Here is a 17,887-nt window from a genome sequence, read left to right as displayed (position 1 = left end):
GGCCGGGTGTTCCTGGCGGGCGACTCGGCGCACGTGTCGACGCCGCAGGGCGGGTTCGGGATGAACTGCGGCATCCAGGACGCGCACAACCTGGTGTGGAAGCTCGCGGCGGTGCTGTCGGGCACGGCCGGCGAGGCCCTGCTCGACACCTACGACGCCGAGCGCCACCCGATCGGGGAGCGCACCGTCGGCGAGAGCCTGGCGAACGCCTTCATCACGTTCCAGATGATGGAGGGGAAGCTGTCCATGAAGGAGGCCATCGCGCAGCAGGCGGGCCGGCGCAGCTGCGAGGGCCTGGTCCTGGGCTTCCACTACGACTCCGCCGCCGTCGTGCCGGACGGCACCGGCGCACCGGCGGTCGAGGACCCCTACCGGACGTACGTGGCGACCGCGCGACCGGGCCACCGCGCGCCGCACGTGCCACTGACCAGCGGCGCGAAAACCTTGTCCACATTGGACCTCTTCGGTGCGGGACTCGTCCTGCTCACCCCGGCGGGCAGCGGCTGGGCGCAGTCGGCGAAGGAGGCCGGCGTCCGGACCGGCGTGGCCATCACGGCGGTCGAGGTGTCGGCCGACGGCTCGACCGCGGTGGTGTCGCCGGAGTGGGCCTCGGTCTACGGCGTGGGCGCGGCCGGCGCGGTGCTGGTGCGGCCGGACGGCCACGTGGCCTGGCGCAGCACGGATGCCGCGTCGGCGGACGCGCTGTCGGCGGCCGTCGACGCGGTTCTCGCGCGTGGTTGACCGGCTTGCCGCGGGACGCACACCGGTCGAACGAGCGGCACCGGTCAGGCGGGGATGCCGGCCAGCCGCAGGCGGTCCTGCTGGTGCGGTGCCGTCCGCACACCCGCCGCCGCGCGGCGCAGCGGCAGCGGGAAGCCGTCGGCCGAGCCGACGATCCTGGTCGCCTCACCGCGCTGCTCGGCCACCCAGTCGTGCCCGAGCAGCATGGTCAGCAGCTGCCACGACTCCGCGGCCGTCAGCGGTTCCAGGAACGCCCGGTGCGCGCCCTGGCGGGCGACCAGCTCGTCCATCGGGAGCCTGCTGGTGACGATGGCCCTGGTGTGCGCGCCGCTGGGCAGCAACGGCCGGACCTGCGCGTGGTCCACCGCACCGTCGAGCACCACCAGCACGCGCTTGTGCGACACCGTGCTGCGGTACAGCGCGACCTTCTCGCCGGGATCGTCCGGAATGGACGACGCGGTCACGCCGAGCGCCCGCAGGAACCGGTCCAGCACCACGGTGGGCGGTACGGGCCGGCCGAAGTCGTCCACCAGGTCGGAGTGCAGCTGCCCGTCGGGGAACCGGTCCAGGCGCCGGTGCGCCCAGCGGAGCGCCAGGGCCGTCTTGCCCACCTCGGCCGGACCCGACAGCACGGCCACGCCGGGCACGTCGGGGCCCACGGCGAGCGCGGCGTCCAGCGCGTCCAGCGCGGCCGGGCGACCGGCGAAGGGCAGGACCTGACGCGGCAGCTGCGACGGTGCGACCGCCTGCGCCTCGGCGCGGACCGGCGTGAGCAGCGCCGGCGCGTCGCGCAGCACCTGCTCGTGCAGCTCCCGCAGCTCCGGACCGGGTTCCAGGCCGATCTGGTCCACCAGCACCCGCCGGGCGTCCTGGTAGGTGCGCAGCGCGTCGGCCCGCCGGCCCGACCGGTACTGGGCCAGCATCAGCTGTGCCCGCGCCCGTTCGCGCAGCGGGTGTTCCGCCACCACCGCGGCGAGGTCCTTGCCGACCCGGTGGTGCAGCCCGAGCCGCAGCTCCAGCTCGGCACACGCCTCCACCGCGTCCAGCCGCGCGGACTGCAGCGACACCGCTTCCGCGCGCAGACCGGGCAGGTCCTCGAACGGAACGCCGCGCCACAACCCCAGCGCCTCGCGCAGCAGCGCCGCGGCGCCCGCCAGGTCACCGCTGGCCGCGCGCGGCCGGGCCCGGGCGACGAGTCCGTTGAACCGCAACCAGTCCGCGGCGTTCTCGTCCAGCCGCGCCACGTAGCCGGGGCTCGTGGTGTCGATGGCCCGCCCCGACTCGCCGAGCGCCCGCCGCAGCCGCGACACGCAGATCGCGATCTGACCGCGCGCGCTGGCCGGCGGGTCGCCGTGCCACACCGCCTCGATGAGCCGGTCCACGCTGACCACGCGGCCGGCGTCGAACACCAGGCGCGCCAGCACCGCGCGCTCGCGGGGACCGCCCACCCGTTCCTCGACGCCGTCGCGCAGGAACCGGATCGGTCCCAGCACGCCGAACTCGGCCGGGGCGGGCGTCAACGCGACCGCGCCAGGTGCTGCTCGACCTCGTCGGCGGCGCGTGCCGCACCGCCGGCCTCCGCGACGGCCTTGCGCATGAGGTCCGACCGGGCCGTGATCTCCTGGTCGCCGAGCACCGATGTGACCGCGTCGGCCAGCGTCGCGGGCGTGAGGTCGGAAGGGGAGAGCACGGTGCCCAGGCCCAGCTCGCGGACACGCCACCCGGTGGGCCGGTCGAGAGCGGAACCGGGCACGCACACCATCGGCGTGCCCGATCGCAGTGCCTCCATCACGGTGCCCATGCCGGCGTGGGTGACGCACAGGGACGCGTGCTCCAGCACCGCCACGTGCGGAACGAAGTCGTGCACCTCGACGTTGGGCGGCAGGTCGCCGAGCGAGGCGCGGTCCACACCGCCGCCGGTGGTCATCACCGCGTGCCACGGCCTGCCGCGGAACCCGTCGACGCACGTGCGGAAGAAGCCCTCGTCCTCGTTGAACACCGCGCCGAGCGACACCAGCACGACGGGCAGGTCGCCGGCGGGCGGAGTCCACGTCCCGAGGAAGCTGCGGTCGCCGACGCACGGCCCGACGAACGCGAACCGCTCGTCGAAGGTCTCGCCCGCGTACTGGAACTCGCGTGGCACGGTGACCAGGCTCAGCGGCGGCACCTCGAACCACACCTCGTGCGGCGCGGCGGTCACCCCGTAGCGGGCGCACAGCGCGCCGATGCGCCCCATCGTGGCGCCGACCCACTCCGGCATCTCCTCCGGCCGTTCCGAGGCCGGTCGCTCGGCGGCGTCGGAGTCGGGGTTGTACATGGCGTTGAGGAAGGAGAAGTGCTCGTTGGAGGCGAACACCGGGATCACCTGCGTGGCGGGGACGTCCCAGTGCCGGGCCAGCACGCGGGCCGCGTAGAGCACCGAGGTGTCGTAGACCAGGCAGTCCGGCCGGTCGCCGTCGAGCTCGGCCGTCGCGGTGGCGAGCATGGCCTCGCTCTCGTCGAGCAGCACGCCCATCAGGTAGCCGGGATCGTTGGCCACGCGGGCGAAATCGGCGTCGCGGTACCGCGACGGGTAGGTCACGACGGTGGCGCCGGCCTCGGCGGCGATCTCCGCCATGCTCGGCGCGGTCAGGTAGGTGACCCGGTGCCCGCGCGCGGCCAGTTCGGTGACCACCGCGAGGTTCGGGATGACGTGCCCGTGATCCGGGTGGCACATGAACAGGAAATGCCGCGACATTCGTCGTCCTCGCCCCGATTGTTGTGCTGGAATCCGGCGAACCTGCCGGGAGCGTGGTCACCGTAAAACGACCGGAAGCGGCCTGGACACCCCTATGCCCCCTGTTTCCACGCCGCTCGACGACGAGCGACCGGGCGCTCCCAGGGGACCGCTTCGACCACCCTGACCTGCAGATTAGGGGTTACCCCCTAGTCGGGGGCCGGACCTAGGCTGGCCGGGAAGCCGACCACAGCGAAAGGGCTGCCGATGGCCACGCTCGTCTGGGACTACTCGCGCGAATACGAATTGGAGCGCAAGGACATACTCGACGCGGTCGAGACCGTGTTCTCCTCCGGCCGGCTCGTCCTGGGACCGAGCGTGTCGTCCTTCGAGGCCGAGTTCGCGGCCTACCACGGGGTCGCCCACTGCGTCGGCGTGGACAACGGGACGAACGCCCTCCGCCTGGCACTGCAGGCGCTCGGCGTCGGCCGCGGCGACGAGGTGGTCACCGTGTCCAACACCGCCGCGCCGACCGTGCTGGCGATCGACGCCGTCGGCGCCACACCGGTGTTCGTCGACGTGGACCCGGACACCTACCTGATGGACGTCGCCCAAGTGGCTTCGGTGATCACGCCGCGAACCAAGGTCCTGCTGCCGGTGCACCTGTACGGCCAGTGCGTGGACATGGAACCGTTGCGGGAGTTGGCACAGCGGCACGGCCTGCTGGTCCTGGAGGATTGCGCCCAGGCGCACGGAGCGCGTCACCACGGCCGGGTGGCCGGGTCGATGGGCGACGCGGCCGCGTTCTCGTTCTACCCCACGAAGGTTCTCGGCGCTTACGGCGACGGCGGCGCGACGATCACCAACAACGCCGAGGTGGACGCGAACCTGCGCCGCCACCGCTACTACGGCATGGAGAAGACCTACTACGTCGTGGAGACGCCCGGCCACAACTGCCGTCTCGACGAGGTGCAGGCGGAGATCCTGCGCCGCAAGCTCGTCCGCCTCGACGACTACGTCGCGGCGAGGCAGGCGGTGGCGACGCGGTACGCGGAGGCGTTGTCCGGCACCGATCTGGTGCTGCCCACGACCGCACCGGGCAACACGCACTCGTACTACGTCCACGTGGTGCGCCACCCGCGGCGCGACGACATCCTGGAGCGCCTGAAGGCCCACGACATCCACCTGAACATCAGCTACCCGTGGCCGGTGCACACCATGACCGGGTTCGCGCACCTGGGCTACGCCGAGGGCAGCCTGCCGGTGACCGAGCGGGTGGCCCGCGAGATCTTCTCGCTGCCGATGTACCCGTCGCTGCCCCAGCAGACGCAGGAACAGGTGGTCGACGCGCTCAAGCAGGTGCTGGCGACGCTCTGACCGGATCGGGGACGGGCGGCGGCACCCGTCCCCACCGGGGCCGCCTCATCCGCGCGGGAGCAGGCTGCGCAGGCACAGCAGCAGGCTGCGGGCCTGGATGTTGACGTAGAAGCTGTGCCGCAGCAGCTCTTCGCACTGGTGCACGGTCAGCCACCGGTACTCGGGGTCGTCCCGTGCGACCTCGGCGTCGGTCTCCACGATCATGTACCGGTTGCGGGCGCCGAGGAACCGGCCGCCCTCCTCGGACAGCACGGCGTCGAAGCGGACCCTGGCCGAGCCGAGCACCTCGTCGAGGAACCGGGGCCGCGCCGGCAGGTGGTCGTGCGCCTCGGGCACGCACTGCACGGTGGGCGCCAGCTCGGTCACGTCGGCGTAGCCCGCCTCGGTGCGCGCGTGGGTGAGCAGGTGCAGCACGCCACCGATCTCCCTGACCAGGAACGCGATCACCCCCGTGCCGACCGGTTCGATCATCGGCTGGGACCAGGCCCCGACCTCGCGCCCGCCGGCTCGCACGTCCACGCCCACGACGGTGAAGAACCCGCCGTCGCGGTGCGCGATGACGCCGTTCTCACGCGTCCAGTCCGGCAGTCCGGCCAGCGGGCCCAGGGCGACCCGGAGGTCGGTGCGCGTGCGGACCTCGGTGATCCAGCTCAGCACGTCCCCGATGGTGTGCACGCCGGGAGCGGCCGGGTCGCCGGACCGGATGAGGGCTTCGCCGAACGGGTCGGCCGCCGCCCCGGCCAGCGCCGCGCCACCGCCGGGCAGGCAGGCCAGCACCGTGCGGGCGTCCATGTTCACGAGGTCCGGCACGGTCATCAGGCCGGCGATCTCGCCGAGGGTGAACCAGCGGAACCCCTCGCGCACCTCGATCTCGCCGTCGACCTCGACGACCATGTTGCGGTTGCGCTTGCGGTAGAACCACGCGCCCTGCTCGGACTGGCGGATGTCCACCAGTACGTGGTGGCCGGAGGTGTCGCGGAAGTGCTCCAGGTAGGGGATGGGTTTGCCCTGGTGCACGCGGGTGTAGTTGCTGCGGGTGGCCTGCACGGTCGGCGACAGCTGCAGGCCGTTGGCGTTGCCCGGTTCGTGCTTGGCCTGCATCAGGAAGTGCAGCACGCCGTCGAACTCCCGCACGAGGATGCCGAGGATGCCGATCTCCGGCTGGTTGATGATCGGCTGCGACCACCGCGGCACGGGCGCGCCCGGCAGCTCGACGGCGAGCGACTCGACGCTGAAGAACCGGCCGCTGTGGTGGCGCAGGGTGCCGGTGCCCGGTTCGGTGAGCCAGCCCGCGAGGCCGTCCAGCGGGACGCGCTCGACCTCCATCCAGCTGTGGTCGGCGGTGCGGGCGAGCCAGGCGTGCACGGCGTCGGCGTCACGCGCGGCGAGCATCGACTCGGCCAGGCGCGTCGGGGTGGGTCGGCGGGTGGGCGCGGTCACCTGGTGTGCTCTCCTCGGCTCAGGCGGCGTGTACCGGCAGCAGTCCGTTGTCCCGTGCGAAGACCAGGCCCGGCGCGACGCGGTCGCGTTCGGACAGCACGGCGTCGGCGGGCACGGGCAGCGCGAGATCCGGGTCCACAATGGACACGGCCAGCTCGTCCGCCGGTTCATAGGCGCGGGACAGCAGGTAGTGGACGGTGGAGTGGTCTTCCAGCGCGACGAACGCGTGGCCCAGTCCCGGCGGGAGGTAGACGGCGCGGAAGCCGTCGCCCGCCAGTTCGACGGAGTCCCACTCGCCGAACGTCGGCGAGCCGACCCGCAGGTCCACCACGATGTCCAGCACACGCCCGCGGGAACAGGTCACGTACTTCGCGCATCCCGGTGCGGTGCGGGCGTAGTGCACGCCGCGGGCGACCCCGCGGCGCGACACGCTGGCACTGGCCTGGGCCACGGCGAACAGCGGCGCACCGACCGCCTCGGTGAACACCTCGTGCTGGAACGGCGAGACGAACAGGCCGCGGTCGTCCGGGAACACCTCGGGCTCGAACTCCCAGGCTCCGCCGACGGAGAGTGCGCGGGCTCTCATCGATGACCTCCGTCTCAGGACGGTGATCAGCGTGCAGAGGCCCGGACGGCGAGGTCAACCAGCTTAGGGGAACCCCTATCCGCTGTTAGGGGTGCCCGGCAGCCCACCGTCCACTGAGGAACCGATCACGTGGGCGACGGTCCTCGACACCGCATCCGCCAGGGGAACGCCGGCCCGCCACCCGGTGGCCAGGGTGAGGCCGGCCGGGTCGGCCACCAGGCCGCGGAGGTCCGACGCGGTGGCGTGCGGCGGTGGCGGCACCGACAGCACCGGCACGGCCGGGCGGCCGGTCAGCTCCGCGACGGTGGAGGCGACGAGCTCGAACAACGCGCGCACCGCGATCCCGGTGCCCGAGCCCACGAGCCACGCCCGCCCGGCCAGCCGGTCGGCGTGCGTCACGGCCGCCGCGAACGCCTCGGCGACGTCCTCGACGAACACCAGGTCGCGGTCCGCGTCCCCGGCTCCCCACACGGTCAGCGGCTCGCCCGCGAGCGCGCGCCGCGCCATCGCGGTCACCACGCCCCGGTCGGGGGAGCCGGGGGAGGGGCCGAACACGGTGGGCAGCCTCAGGGAGCAGCCGCCCGCCTCCAGCACGAGCCGTTCGGCGGCGCACTTCTGCCGGTCGTACTCCGACTCGGGATCGTCGGCCTCGGTGCCGTCGATCCGCTCCGGCGCACCCGGCCCCACCTGCGAGGTGGAGCCGGCGAACACGACGGACCCCCGTGCCGCGGCCACCGCCTCGGCGACGATGCCGACGTTGACCCTGGCGGCGTCGGCCGCGTCACCGTCGGCGACCCGCCAGGAGCCACCGCCGGTGAACAGCACGAGCGGCAGCACCACGTCCGCGCCCGCGACCACGGCGGCCACCGCGCCGGGCTCGGTGAGGTCGGCCGCGACGACCTCGGCCGGAAACGGTGGCATGCCGGGGTTCCGTGCCACCACCCGCACCCGTGCGCCCCGTGCCGCCAGCCGTGCGGACACCGCGGAACCCACGAACCCCGACCCGCCGAGCACCGCGACGAGTGCGCCGCCCAGTTCGCCCGGCACGCTCACACCACGTGGACGTCGGGCACGTACAGGATCCACTTGCCGCCCGCGTCGCGGAACTCCTGCTCCTTCGCCATGATCTCCGCGGCGTGGTTCCAGGCGAACAGCAGCGCGTAGCCGGGGTGGGGGTCGGCGAAGGCGGCCGGCGGACGCACCGGGATGCCCGAGCCGGGTGCCAGCCTGTGCTGTTTGGCGGGCGTGGTGTCGCTGATGAACTCGACCAGGTCCGGTCCGATGCCGCAGAGGTTCGTGACGGTGGCGCTCTTGGCGGTCGCGCCGTAGCCGACGACCCGTTCTCCCTTCGCCTTCAGGTCCTCCAGCAGCGCCACGAGGTCGGTGCGGATCGCGCGGACCCGGTCCGCGAACCCGTCGAGGACGGCGCGGTCGTGCAGGCCGCGCGCCTGCTCCTCCGCGAGCAGGGCGGCGACGGCCGCGGAGGGTGTGCGCGCACCGGGCAAGGCCAGGGTGTAGCGGACCTCACCGCCGTGCACCGGAAGCCGTTCGACGTCGACCAGCTCCAGGCCGTGCCGGCGCGCCATGGCGTCCACGGAGGTGGCGCTGAACAAGAAGAAGTGCTCGTCGTAGATCTGGTCGAACGAGGTCTTCTCGACGATGTCGCCGAGGTAGGGGTCCTCGAACACGAACGCCCCGCCGGGCTTGAGCAGCGCGACGACGCCGCGCAGGATCGAGTCCGCGTACGGGATGTGGCAGAACGTGTTCGCGGCGTACACGAGGTCGGCCGGACCGTCCTCGTCGCGGATGGACAGTGCGGTGGACTCCTCGAAGAAGTCCTTGCGGACCCGCACACCCGCCTCGGCGGCCAGGTCGGCGACCGCGCCGGACGGTTCCACGCCCAGGTGCCGCACACCCGCCTCCGCGACGGTGCGCAACATGGTGCCGTCGTTGCAGCCCAGCTCGACCACGAGCGGGTCCTCACCCGCCAGCTCGGTGCTCAGGAACCGCTCGGCCAGCGCGTGGAAGTGCTCGCGCATCACCGCGGATCCCTGGGACAGGTACGGGTAGTCCTGGTGGAACATCTTCTCCCTGGGGACCTCCTCCATCAGCTGCACCATCGCGCAGTCCGCGCACGCGCCCACGGCGAGGCGGTAGGTGAACTCGACGGAGGTGTCCTCGGGCAGCCGGAACGCGTCGGACAGCGGCTGGCGACCGAGGTCGAGGAACTCGGTGACCGTCCCGGCGCAGACGCGGCAGGTGGACTGGTTGGGCATCGGCGGGTTCTTTCTACTCGGGAGGTGCACGGGTCACCCGCGGGCTTCGAACGCCCGCGGGCCGGTGCCGGTCCGCTGGGACAGGCGGTGCGGCAGGTCCGCCCGGCTGCGCATGCCCAGCTTGCGGTAGACCCTCGTGAGGTGTTGCTCGACGGTGCTGACGGTGATGTAGAGGATTCCGCTGATCTCGCGGTTCGTGTGGCCCTTGGCGGCGAGCTCGGCCACGCGCAGCTCGGAGTCGCTCAGGACCGGTCGCCCGTCACCGGCGTCGCCGTCCTCCCAGTCGACCGGGATGGGCACGGCGCCGGAGTACGACGCCTTCGTCTCGGCCACCGCGATCCGGGACAGCTCGCGGGCCTCGGCGTGCTCGCCCAGGGTGTCGAGCGCTTCCCCGAGGTCGGACAGAGCGCGCGCCAGCTCGATCCGGTCACCCGCCCGCCGCAGGTGCCGCACGGCCTCGCGCAGCAGCGCGGGTCGCCCGGCGAGCTCGCCCGCGGCGGCGAGAACCCGCAGCGCGGCGCCGCGGGTGCGGCGGTCACCGGCCGGCAGCAGCATCTGCTCGCGAATCAGCTCGCGTGCCGCCTCCGGGCGGCCGAGGGTGAGGTTGGCCTGGGCGAGACCGCAGCGCCACGGCGCGAGCACCGGCAGGTCGACGCGCCACTCGCGCATCCGGGTGCCGCAGTTCTGGAAGTCGCTGATGGCGGCGAGCACCCGCCCGACGGCGAGGTTGCCGGTGCCGCGAGCGTGCAGGTAGCGCAGGCCCGCGGCGGTGGCGAACATGGCGTCGGGCACGCGCACCCGCATCACGTCGGCGATCACCCGGTGCCGGCCCAGCGCGGTGTTGGCGTCGAGCAGGACGGCCAGAGGGTAGCCGATGGACAGGCCCCAGCCCTGGTGCGGCAGCAGGGCGAGCGCGGTCTCCGCGCGCTGGGCGGCCACCACCACCTCCCCGCGCCGCAGGGCGATGTCGGCCCGCAGGACCTCCAGGACCGCCTGCCAGGTCACCGCGCCACCGCGGACGGCCTCGGCGGTGAGCCGGTCGCACCACCGCTCGGCGCGGTCGGGGTGGCCGCCGTGCGACAGCACCAGCAGGGCGGTGAGCACGACCTCCAGCGACATGTCGCCGAGCCGGCAGCTGCGCAGGACGTGCTCGGCGCTGGCGATGGCGTCGGGGTGGAACTCCGCGGTCCAGAACGTGCCGATGGCCTGCGCCGCGGCCACCCACGGGTCCGCGTCGGCCACCGGGTCGGTGGCCACGGCGGTCGCCGGGCCGAGGCCGTGGAACCACTGGCAGACGATCCGCAGCTCGGCCGCGCTCTGCGCGTCGAGCATGCCGGGGTTCTCCTCCAGCACGGCGAGCGCGCGCACGGCCGTGGCCTCGTCCCCGATCCACAGCGCGTGGTGCACGACGGTCATGGCGTCGCGGCCGCCCAGCCGGCCCGCCCACATCGCCTCGTGCAGGGGTTCCATGTGCACGACGGCGGCGGCCGGGTTGACCCGCCACAGCGCGCGGACCAGGACGCTGGTGACGCCCAGCCGCTCCTCCGGCTCGGCCACGGGCAGCGCGGGTTCCAGGTAGCGCACGGCCGCCGCCACGTCGTCGCCCATGAGCGCCTCCTCGGCGGCGATGCGCAGCACGGAGACCGGCCAGCCCGGCGCGACCCGGTCGGCGGCCACGAGGTGGTCGGCCACCACGGCTGCCGCCGCGCCGCGCTGGTAGAGCAGTTCGGCGGCACGGGCGCGCAGCCGCACCCTCTCGGCGCCCGGTGTGCTGTCGAGGACCGCCGGCGCCGCGCCGGGGTGGCGGAAGCGGCCGTCGACCAGCAGGCCCGCGGCGGTGAGCACGTCGACCGCCTGCTCGACGGCCTCGGGCGTGGTGCCGGCCAGCCGGCCGAGCAGGACCGGTGTGCGCTCCTCCCCGAGCACGGCGATGGCGCGCGCGACCTCGAGCAGCCCCGCGTCCCACCGGTGCAGGCACTCCAGCAACGCGCGCTTGAACGCGGGACCTACCTGGCCGGGACAGGTCTCGTGCCCGGCCTCCCGGTCTTCGGCGAGGGCTCGGACCAGCATGGGGTTCCCGCCGCTGAGGGCGTGCCAGGCGGGCGCGAGAGCGCCAGGATCGGGCACCCGGTCGCGCAGCAGTTCGGCGACCCCGCGCACCGACAGCGGTGCCAGCCGGATGCGGTGGTGCGGCCGCCGGGTCAGTTCGGCGTGGAAGAGCGGCAGCGTCGGCTGCGGCTGCTGCCACTCGGCGAGCACGACGACCACCCGCCCGGCCCTCATCCGCCGCCGCAGGTACAGGATGAATTGCAGCGAGGAACTGTCGGCGAATTGCACGTCGTCCACGCACAACACCACCGGGCGTTCTCGCGACAATTCAAGAAGTATTTGACACAATTCATGCACGGGCCGGACGTGGGAATGGTGGGTTCTGCGCACGTCCGACCCGGGTTCGGGAACGGTCGCGGCGATCGGCGTGATGAGGTGGGAGACGCGGTCCGCTATTTCCGGCGGTAATCCGGCGCCGTGGAACAACTGGTCGATGACACCTGCCTGCAGGGGGCGCTCGGCGGGCGCGCCCGTCGCGGTCAGCAACAACGCCCCCGCGCCGGCGGCGTGCCGCTGGAACCGCTGCAGCAGTTCGGTCTTCCCGCTGGCCACACCGCCACTGACCAGCGCGAGCCTGCCTGTTCCCGCCGAGCATTCGGCGAGCAGGCCGACCAGTTCAACGAGTGCGTCGTCATGGTCCGTCGACACCAATCGTCCAGTTCCCTCCAGCACGGGTCACCGATGGACATTCCGCTGCAGCGCACCCCCAGGTGGACGCTTTATAGCACGGACTCCTCAATTTTCCAGCGCCTTGACAGCGCTTCTCTGGAGTAGAGGTACAGCCCGTACCCGGTGTGCCTTGAAGCTATTGGATCTGTTGATCCGAATCTGCCGGGCCGCGCCCGGACGGGCGGCGAACGGGCTAGCCGGTACGGCCGGATCGCGGAGTGCCGAACTTCGGGCGTGCGATGGCGGAACGGTCTATAGCACAGCCCGGACGGGGCATCGTCGCGATTGTTGGATCCGTGTCGCAACCGTGGCCGCGCCTCCGCGGCGGGCGCGGGGCGCCGAAGTGCCGTGCGGCAGGCCTCCGCTCCGGCGCGTCGGGGGCCGCGATCAAGATCCACAACGGGTTCCCGCCGCGGCAGGTGGAGGCTCGCCTCGTCGACGGAGGACAATTGACATAGGTCACCGATGCATCGGTGGAACGGTGATTCCAGTCCGCGAACCGGACATAACGCCGAATTGGCGACTCGGGCACACGCGTCCAAACCGGCCATTTTCCGGGCGCGCCGAGACGCGCTCGCGGTCATCTGGTCGCGAATGCGCCGATGCCCTTCCGGCCGCGGTCGTCTTGCCGATGAACGATGACGACCGTGTGCGCCTCAGGGCTGACGTCGAGGACCGTGGTGAGGGGCCGGATGGGGGTCATGGTGCTCCTCCAAGCCTTCGGGTGATCGCAAGATCAAGTTACCGAGACGGGGAGTTGCGCACAGTGGGTCGAACAACCGACACCGGCCCACCGGGCACGGTCGTCAGCGGAGCGAGAACCCGTTCTGCCCGGCCGTCGGGGAACCGGGCAGAACGGGGACCCGGTCAGCGGGTGGGACCGGTCCAGCCGGCGTCGATGTGGGCGACGCGCACGCGTTGCGGGTGGTCGCCGACCGGCACGGAGACGAGTTTGCGTCCGGTGGCGAAGTCGATCGCGGTGATCTGGTCGGAGCCGCTCTCGGAGATGACGCACGCGCGGCCGTCACCGCTGACGGTGGCCCAGTAGGGCTTGGAGGCCGTGACGAGCGGGCCCTGCTCGAGAGTGGTCCGGTCGACGACGGTGGCGTAGTCGTCCATGGTCCCGGCGACGCAGAGCTTGCCGCCGTCGGGGCTCATGGACAGGCCGTGGTGGCGCGAGTCGTTGACGAAGGTCTTGCGGTCGTCGCTGGTGTTCGGGTTCTTCGGCAGGGTCTTGACGCGGGTGATCCGGTCGGTGGCGACGTCGTACTCCAGGAAGCCGTTGAAGAACGACACCTGGAAGTACAGCTTCGAGAAGTCGGGGCTGAACACCGCGGGCCGCACGGCGTTGGACAGGTCGCTGCGGCCGAACGCGTTCAGCCTGCTGCGCATGTCGATGGTCCTGACGACCTGGAAGGTGGTGGCGTCGACGACGGTGATGTGCCGGTCGCCCTTCAGCCAGTCCTGGTCGGGGGCGTCGAAGTCGTTGTTGACCTCGCCGATCGACATGTTCCAGAGGTACCTGCCGCCGTTGGTGAAGACGTTCTCGTGCGGCTTGGCGCCGGTCTTGAAGGAGCCGAGCTGCCTGCCGGTGTTGATGTCCAGCACGTGCACGGTGTTGGAGGTCGACGCCGAGACCGCGACCTTGCTGCCGTCGGGGGAGACGGCCATGTGATCGGATCGGAAGCCGGACACCGGGAACCGCCACTTGACCGCCCCGGTGGCGAGGTCGAGGGAGACGACGTCGGCGAAGCTGGGCCGGGAGACGACCATGGCCGAGCCGTCGGGGGTGGAGTACATGTCGTCGACGAACTGGTCGTGTCCCTCGCCGGGGCCCGACCGGATGCCCAGGAAGAACGCCAGCTTGATCGGGTTGAGGTAGATCTCGGTCAGCCGCTGGGTCTTGTCGGGGATGACGTTGAGCCGGCCGATCCTGGCGAAGTCGCCGGTGGACGCGACGACGTCGGCCGTGCCGTCCCAGTTGTTGCCCACGAACATCACCTCCCGCAGCGGGGCGGCGGAGGCGGCCGGGGTGCTGACGCAGGCGGCGAGCACTGCCGCCGCGGTGAGGACGTGAGTCAGGCGCCGGCGCGGGAAAGCGCTTCCGGCAGGGGTTGTCCGTGCAGGGTCGGACGTGGCGAGCATCGTTGCTCCTCCGGGTGTGGTGGCGCCCCGCGAGGGAGCGCGTGCCGCAGGGAAATCTGAACTTGGCCGAGTTCAGATGTGGCTACTCGATAGTAGGGAAGGTGTGATGGGCGCCACAAGGCCCGGTGGGGGAAACTGCTGCGGACAGGTGGAGGAACAGTGGCGGGCAGGATCACCCCGGCGGAGGGCCGCTACGCGGGCAAGGCCGCGTCCGAACGCCGGGACGAGCGCCGCAGGCGGTTCCGGGAAGCCGGCCTGGAGCTGTTCGGCGCCACCACGGGCTACCGGGGAACGCGGCTGGGTGACCTGTGCAAGGCCGCGGGGTTGTCCAGCCGCCAGTTCTACGAGGAGTACCGCACGCTGGAGGACCTGCTGGCCGACCTGCACCTGCACGTCAACGACGTGGCGGGGAAAGCCGTCGCCGAGGTGCTGCCCGGCGTCGGGCACCTGACCGTCCCCGAGCTCCTGCCCGCAGTCGTCCGCGCCTACGTGAAGGGCGCCTGCACCGACCTGCGGCACGCCCGCATCGCGTACGTCGAAGTCGTCGGAGTCAGTCCCCGGATGGACCGCCAGCGCCTCGAACGCCGCGCCGTCTGGATCGAGATGATCAACCAGCTCGCCGAGCAGGCCGCCGCGCGCGGCGAGATCCCGCCCGGCAACTACCGCATCACCGCGGCGGCCATCATCGGCGCCGTCAACGGGCTCATGCACGACTGGGTCGTCGGGTGGGTGGACGCGACCCTGGACGAGATCGCGGACGAGCTGGCGCAGATGGTGCTCGGCAGGTACCAGATCGCCGGGTGACCGCGTTCCAGGGCCGCGATCGACGTTCGGTTCAGCCGAACGTCCACTGCTGGTTGGCGGCGCCGTGGCACGTCCACAGGACGACCTTGGTGCCGTTGGCGGTAGCGGCACCGTTGACGTCCAGGCACAGGCCGGACTGCGCACCCGTCACGGTGCCGTTGGCGTTGACGGTCCAGCGTTGGCCGGCTCCGCCGTCGCAGGCCGCGGTCACCACCGCGGTACCCGGTGACGTCTGGTTGTTCTGCGCGGCCGCACAGCGCGTCTCGGTTCCGTTGTAGACGGTGAGCTGGCCCGCCGCGGTGCGCGTCCAGGTCTGGTTGGTCCCCGAGTGGCAGTCCCAGATCTGCACCGCCGCACCGGGTGCCGTGCTCGCCCCGTTGACGTCCAGGCACCGGCCGGCGGCCAGCGCGCGGACGGGACCGGTGGAGCCGGTGCCGCCACCGGTGCCGTAGCCGGCCGCGATGATGTTGGCCTGCACGGCGTTCTCGGTCGCGTCCGACGGGTAACCCGCCACCATGGCGCCCTCGTAGAACGTGCCGGCACTGAGGTTCGCACCGCCGTCGGGTTTGCAGCAGTCACCGCCGCTGCCGAGGATTATGGCGCCCTGCTTCTTCATCGGGCTGTAGCCCGGCGGCAGCGAGCCGTCCCACAACGTCGTGATGGCGCCGCTCTGCGCGTTGCCTCCCTTGAGTGAGAACCGCGTGGTGCCGTTGTTCTTGAGCATCGCCGTGACGAACTTGTTCGGGAAGGCCCGCTGGTTCGGGTTCCACGACTGGCTGCCGCCCGGGAAGAGTCCCCACTCCAGGTCGGCCTGCACCCACGGGCCGGTTCCCTGGCAGCCGCCGAACCAGCACTGCGTGCTGAAGTTGATCGCGTCCATGGCCCCGGCCGCGTCGGCCTTGCGGGTCGTCTCGCTGTTGCCGTAGTCGAAGCAGCAGCCGCCGTTGACGTGCGTGCCGCTGGTGACCATGTACATGCCCTCCGGCGCGCTGCCGGTGGGAACCCCGGTCAGGTGACCGTCGCGCCAGTAGCTGTTGCCGGGGTTGATGTAGAGGGAGTACGCCTTGGTGCCACCGACGGTCAGCGCCTCGGAGGTCGCGCTGGCCGGCCTGCTCTGCGGAGAGCCGGGCACGACGCTGGAACCCTGGTACCACAGGTCGTTGCCGCGTCCCGACTGGTCGTAGACCACCGTGACGATGCAGGCCGTGCCGGCGCAGAACGCGTCCTGCGCGGCCGCGTCGGCTTTACCGCCCGCCGCCTGCACGGTGATGTTCCTGGTCGTGTTGTCCGAGGAACGCCGGACTTGGTAGAGGTTCCCGTTGTAGGAACCGTAAAGGGCTCGCACGGTGCTGTGCGCGGCGACGCAGGGCGTCCCTCCGGACGCGTAGATGTCGCAGGGGCCTGTCGTGGCCGCTGCCGCGGGTGTCGTGGCGGCCGGTGCGACGGCGAGGGCGCCGGCCAGGAGGATGCTCAGTGCCGCGGGCAGAACGCGCCTCGGCCTGAATCGGATCGTTGTCATGAGCCGCTCCACTGCGTTGTGGATCTGGGTCGTGGCTCCGGACCATCGCGGAGCCCGTGTTCGTGTTGTCGAGGCGCTGCTGGGATGCGGTCACACCCACCGGCACGGTGCGCCGTTCAGGACGAAAGACGCCGGCCGGTCGTTCGCACCGCTCCAATCCGCCAGGAACCCGAACGAGCGGGACTCGCCGGGCGGGATCGCCGAGTTCCACGGCGCACTCCGCACCGTCACCACCGGGCCGTCCTGGGTGTGGGAACCGTTCCAGAGCTGGGTCACGCGCTGGCCGTTGGCGTACGACCAAGCGAGGGTCCACGAGTCGAGCGGTGCGGTGGCGGAGTTCGTGACCCGCACCGAGCCGAGGAACCCGCCCTGCCACTGCGTCGTCGTCTCGTAAGCGATCTCGCAGGTGGCAGTGGGCAGAACGGTCCCGATGCGGCTGGGATCGGCCACGGCCCAGAAGGCGTCCTTGGCCCGCAGCCGGGTGTCGAACAGCAGCGGGTGGTCCTTGCGGGTCACCGGGAACGTGTCGAGCCACGTGCTGTCGTCGGCCAGGCCCCAGAACGTCACCGAGCTGATCGCGTGCGCGTACCTGGTGAACACGGCGAACAGGTCGCGGTAGCGCTGTGCCTGTGCCAGCAGGGAAGCGGCGGGCGGACTCGGGTACGACTGGCCGCTGTCGGTGTAGATCGAGACGTCCATCTCGGTGATCTGCTGGTCCACGCCCAAGGGCAGGAACTTGGTGATCATCGCTTCCGTCTCGGCGGCAGAGGGCCAGTCGACGTTGACGTGCATCTGGTGTCCGACGGCGTCGACGGGAACACCTTCCGCGCGCAGCCGGGACACGAGATCGTACAACCGGTCCCGTTTCGCGGGCACGTTGGTGTTGTAGTCGTTGATGACCAGCGTGGCGTTCGGCGCGACCTCGTGGGCCACGCGGAACGCCGTGCGGATGTAGTCCAGTCCCGCGATCGCGAACCACTTGCTGCGACGCAAGCCGTCCGGCTGCGCCTCGTCGACGACCTCGTTCACCACGTCCCACGCCGTGATGTCGTCGTGGTAGCGGCCCACCACAGCGCGGATGTGCGACTCGATGCGGTGCAGCAGCAGCGCTTTGTTCTCCGCGGTGGGTGTCATGTCGGCGCCGGAGGCGTCCTTGAAGACCCAGTCGGGCGTCTGCTGGTGCCAGACGAGGGTGTGACCGCGGATCGCCTTGCCCCACGCCTTGGCCCAGCCGACGAGCGTGTCCGCGTCCGTGAACCGGAACGTGCCCTCGGCCGGTTCGGTCGCGTCCCACTTCAGCTGGCTGCCGGGTGTGATCGAGCTGAAGTGGCGGTCGAGCAGCCTGCCGTGCTCCCCGTACAGCAGAGCGGGCTCGGCGGCGACCCCGAAGTGCCGGAACGGCACCACGTCCCGCAACGCGGGGATGTCGGTCTGGATCGGGGGAAGCGGCGTGTACGACAGGACGAAGTCGTCGAGGTGGAACGACGCCGCAGGGCTGGAGCTCT

Annotated in this window: 13 protein-coding genes; 3 read left to right on the top strand and 10 right to left on the bottom strand. The window is 71.8% G+C overall.

Annotated features, from left to right (window positions below; translation table 11 throughout):
- Nucleotides 1–741 (top strand): FAD-dependent monooxygenase (locus VF330_RS27465; protein WP_330854574.1); only part of this gene is annotated, 741 nt, incomplete at its 5' end.
- A gap of 44 nt (nucleotides 742–785) precedes the next feature.
- On the opposite strand, the gene VF330_RS27460 is transcribed toward VF330_RS27465, so the two are convergent.
- Together VF330_RS27460 and VF330_RS27455 are read right to left on the bottom strand one after the other, a co-directional pair.
- Complete coding sequence (locus tag VF330_RS27460; RefSeq protein WP_330854573.1) at nucleotides 786–2,234, bottom strand: AfsR/SARP family transcriptional regulator; 1,449 nt, start codon at nucleotides 2,232–2,234, stop codon at nucleotides 786–788.
- A 23-nt stretch (nucleotides 2,235–2,257) separates the two neighbouring features.
- Nucleotides 2,258–3,478: a macrolide family glycosyltransferase gene (locus VF330_RS27455; protein WP_330854572.1), complete on the bottom strand. Its 1,221-nt coding sequence runs from the start codon at nucleotides 3,476–3,478 to the stop codon at nucleotides 2,258–2,260.
- A 246-nt stretch (nucleotides 3,479–3,724) separates the two neighbouring features.
- On the opposite strand from VF330_RS27455, the gene VF330_RS27450 reads away from it, so the two are divergent.
- A complete protein-coding gene (locus tag VF330_RS27450; RefSeq protein ID WP_330854571.1) occupies nucleotides 3,725–4,834 on the top strand; it encodes a DegT/DnrJ/EryC1/StrS family aminotransferase in 1,110 nt (369 codons plus the stop codon).
- Between the two features lie 45 nt (nucleotides 4,835–4,879).
- Here VF330_RS27450 and VF330_RS27445 read toward each other — a convergent pair whose 3' ends face one another.
- The 6 genes from VF330_RS27445 to VF330_RS27420 all read right to left on the bottom strand — a co-directional run bounded on the left by VF330_RS27445 (nucleotide 4,880) and on the right by VF330_RS27420 (nucleotide 14,059).
- Complete coding sequence (locus VF330_RS27445) at nucleotides 4,880–6,274, bottom strand: NDP-hexose 2,3-dehydratase family protein (protein ID WP_330854570.1); 1,395 nt, start codon at nucleotides 6,272–6,274, stop codon at nucleotides 4,880–4,882.
- 19 nt (nucleotides 6,275–6,293) lie between these two features.
- Nucleotides 6,294–6,860, bottom strand: coding sequence for a dTDP-4-dehydrorhamnose 3,5-epimerase (locus tag VF330_RS27440; RefSeq protein WP_330854569.1), 567 nt, complete (start codon nucleotides 6,858–6,860; stop codon nucleotides 6,294–6,296).
- A 75-nt stretch (nucleotides 6,861–6,935) separates the two neighbouring features.
- Complete coding sequence (locus VF330_RS27435) at nucleotides 6,936–7,907, bottom strand: NAD-dependent epimerase/dehydratase (RefSeq protein ID WP_330854568.1); 972 nt, start codon at nucleotides 7,905–7,907, stop codon at nucleotides 6,936–6,938.
- A gap of 2 nt (nucleotides 7,908–7,909) precedes the next feature.
- Nucleotides 7,910–9,136, bottom strand: coding sequence for a class I SAM-dependent methyltransferase (locus VF330_RS27430; protein ID WP_330854567.1), 1,227 nt, complete (start codon nucleotides 9,134–9,136; stop codon nucleotides 7,910–7,912).
- A 33-nt stretch (nucleotides 9,137–9,169) separates the two neighbouring features.
- Entirely contained in the window at nucleotides 9,170–11,893 is a 2,724-nt protein-coding gene (locus VF330_RS27425; RefSeq protein ID WP_330854566.1) for an AAA family ATPase, read from the bottom strand.
- An 888-nt stretch (nucleotides 11,894–12,781) separates the two neighbouring features.
- Entirely contained in the window at nucleotides 12,782–14,059 is a 1,278-nt protein-coding gene (locus VF330_RS27420; RefSeq protein ID WP_330854565.1) for a YncE family protein, read from the bottom strand.
- A 159-nt stretch (nucleotides 14,060–14,218) separates the two neighbouring features.
- On the opposite strand from VF330_RS27420, the gene VF330_RS27415 reads away from it, so the two are divergent.
- On the top strand, nucleotides 14,219–14,863 hold the full coding sequence (locus VF330_RS27415) for a TetR/AcrR family transcriptional regulator (protein WP_330854564.1): 645 nt from the start codon (nucleotides 14,219–14,221) through the stop codon (nucleotides 14,861–14,863).
- A gap of 31 nt (nucleotides 14,864–14,894) precedes the next feature.
- Here the strand turns inward: VF330_RS27415 and VF330_RS27410 are convergent, their stop codons facing one another.
- Together VF330_RS27410 and VF330_RS27405 are read right to left on the bottom strand one after the other, a co-directional pair.
- Nucleotides 14,895–16,382, bottom strand: coding sequence for an arabinofuranosidase catalytic domain-containing protein (locus tag VF330_RS27410; protein ID WP_330854563.1), 1,488 nt, complete (start codon nucleotides 16,380–16,382; stop codon nucleotides 14,895–14,897).
- Nucleotides 16,383–16,472: 90 nt separating this feature from the next.
- A partial coding sequence (locus VF330_RS27405; protein ID WP_330854562.1) for an endo-1,4-beta-xylanase occupies nucleotides 16,473–17,887 on the bottom strand: 1,415 nt, incomplete at its 5' end.

The organism is Lentzea sp. (assembly GCF_036380075.1).
In the GTDB taxonomy this organism is placed as follows: domain Bacteria; phylum Actinomycetota; class Actinomycetes; order Mycobacteriales; family Pseudonocardiaceae; genus Lentzea.
This window is presented reverse-complemented; position numbering and strand designations above follow the sequence as displayed.

Coding starts and splice junctions, on each gene's coding strand:
- VF330_RS27455 (WP_330854572.1), bottom strand. CDS start 3,478: ATGTCGCGGCATTTCCTGTTCATGTGCCACCCGGATCACGGGCACGTC.
- VF330_RS27450 (WP_330854571.1), top strand. CDS start 3,725: ATGGCCACGCTCGTCTGGGACTACTCGCGCGAATACGAATTGGAGCGC.
- VF330_RS27440 (WP_330854569.1), bottom strand. CDS start 6,860: ATGAGAGCCCGCGCACTCTCCGTCGGCGGAGCCTGGGAGTTCGAGCCC.
- VF330_RS27430 (WP_330854567.1), bottom strand. CDS start 9,136: ATGCCCAACCAGTCCACCTGCCGCGTCTGCGCCGGGACGGTCACCGAG.
- VF330_RS27420 (WP_330854565.1), bottom strand. CDS start 14,059: ATGCTCGCCACGTCCGACCCTGCACGGACAACCCCTGCCGGAAGCGCT.
- VF330_RS27410 (WP_330854563.1), bottom strand. CDS start 16,382: ATGACAACGATCCGATTCAGGCCGAGGCGCGTTCTGCCCGCGGCACTG.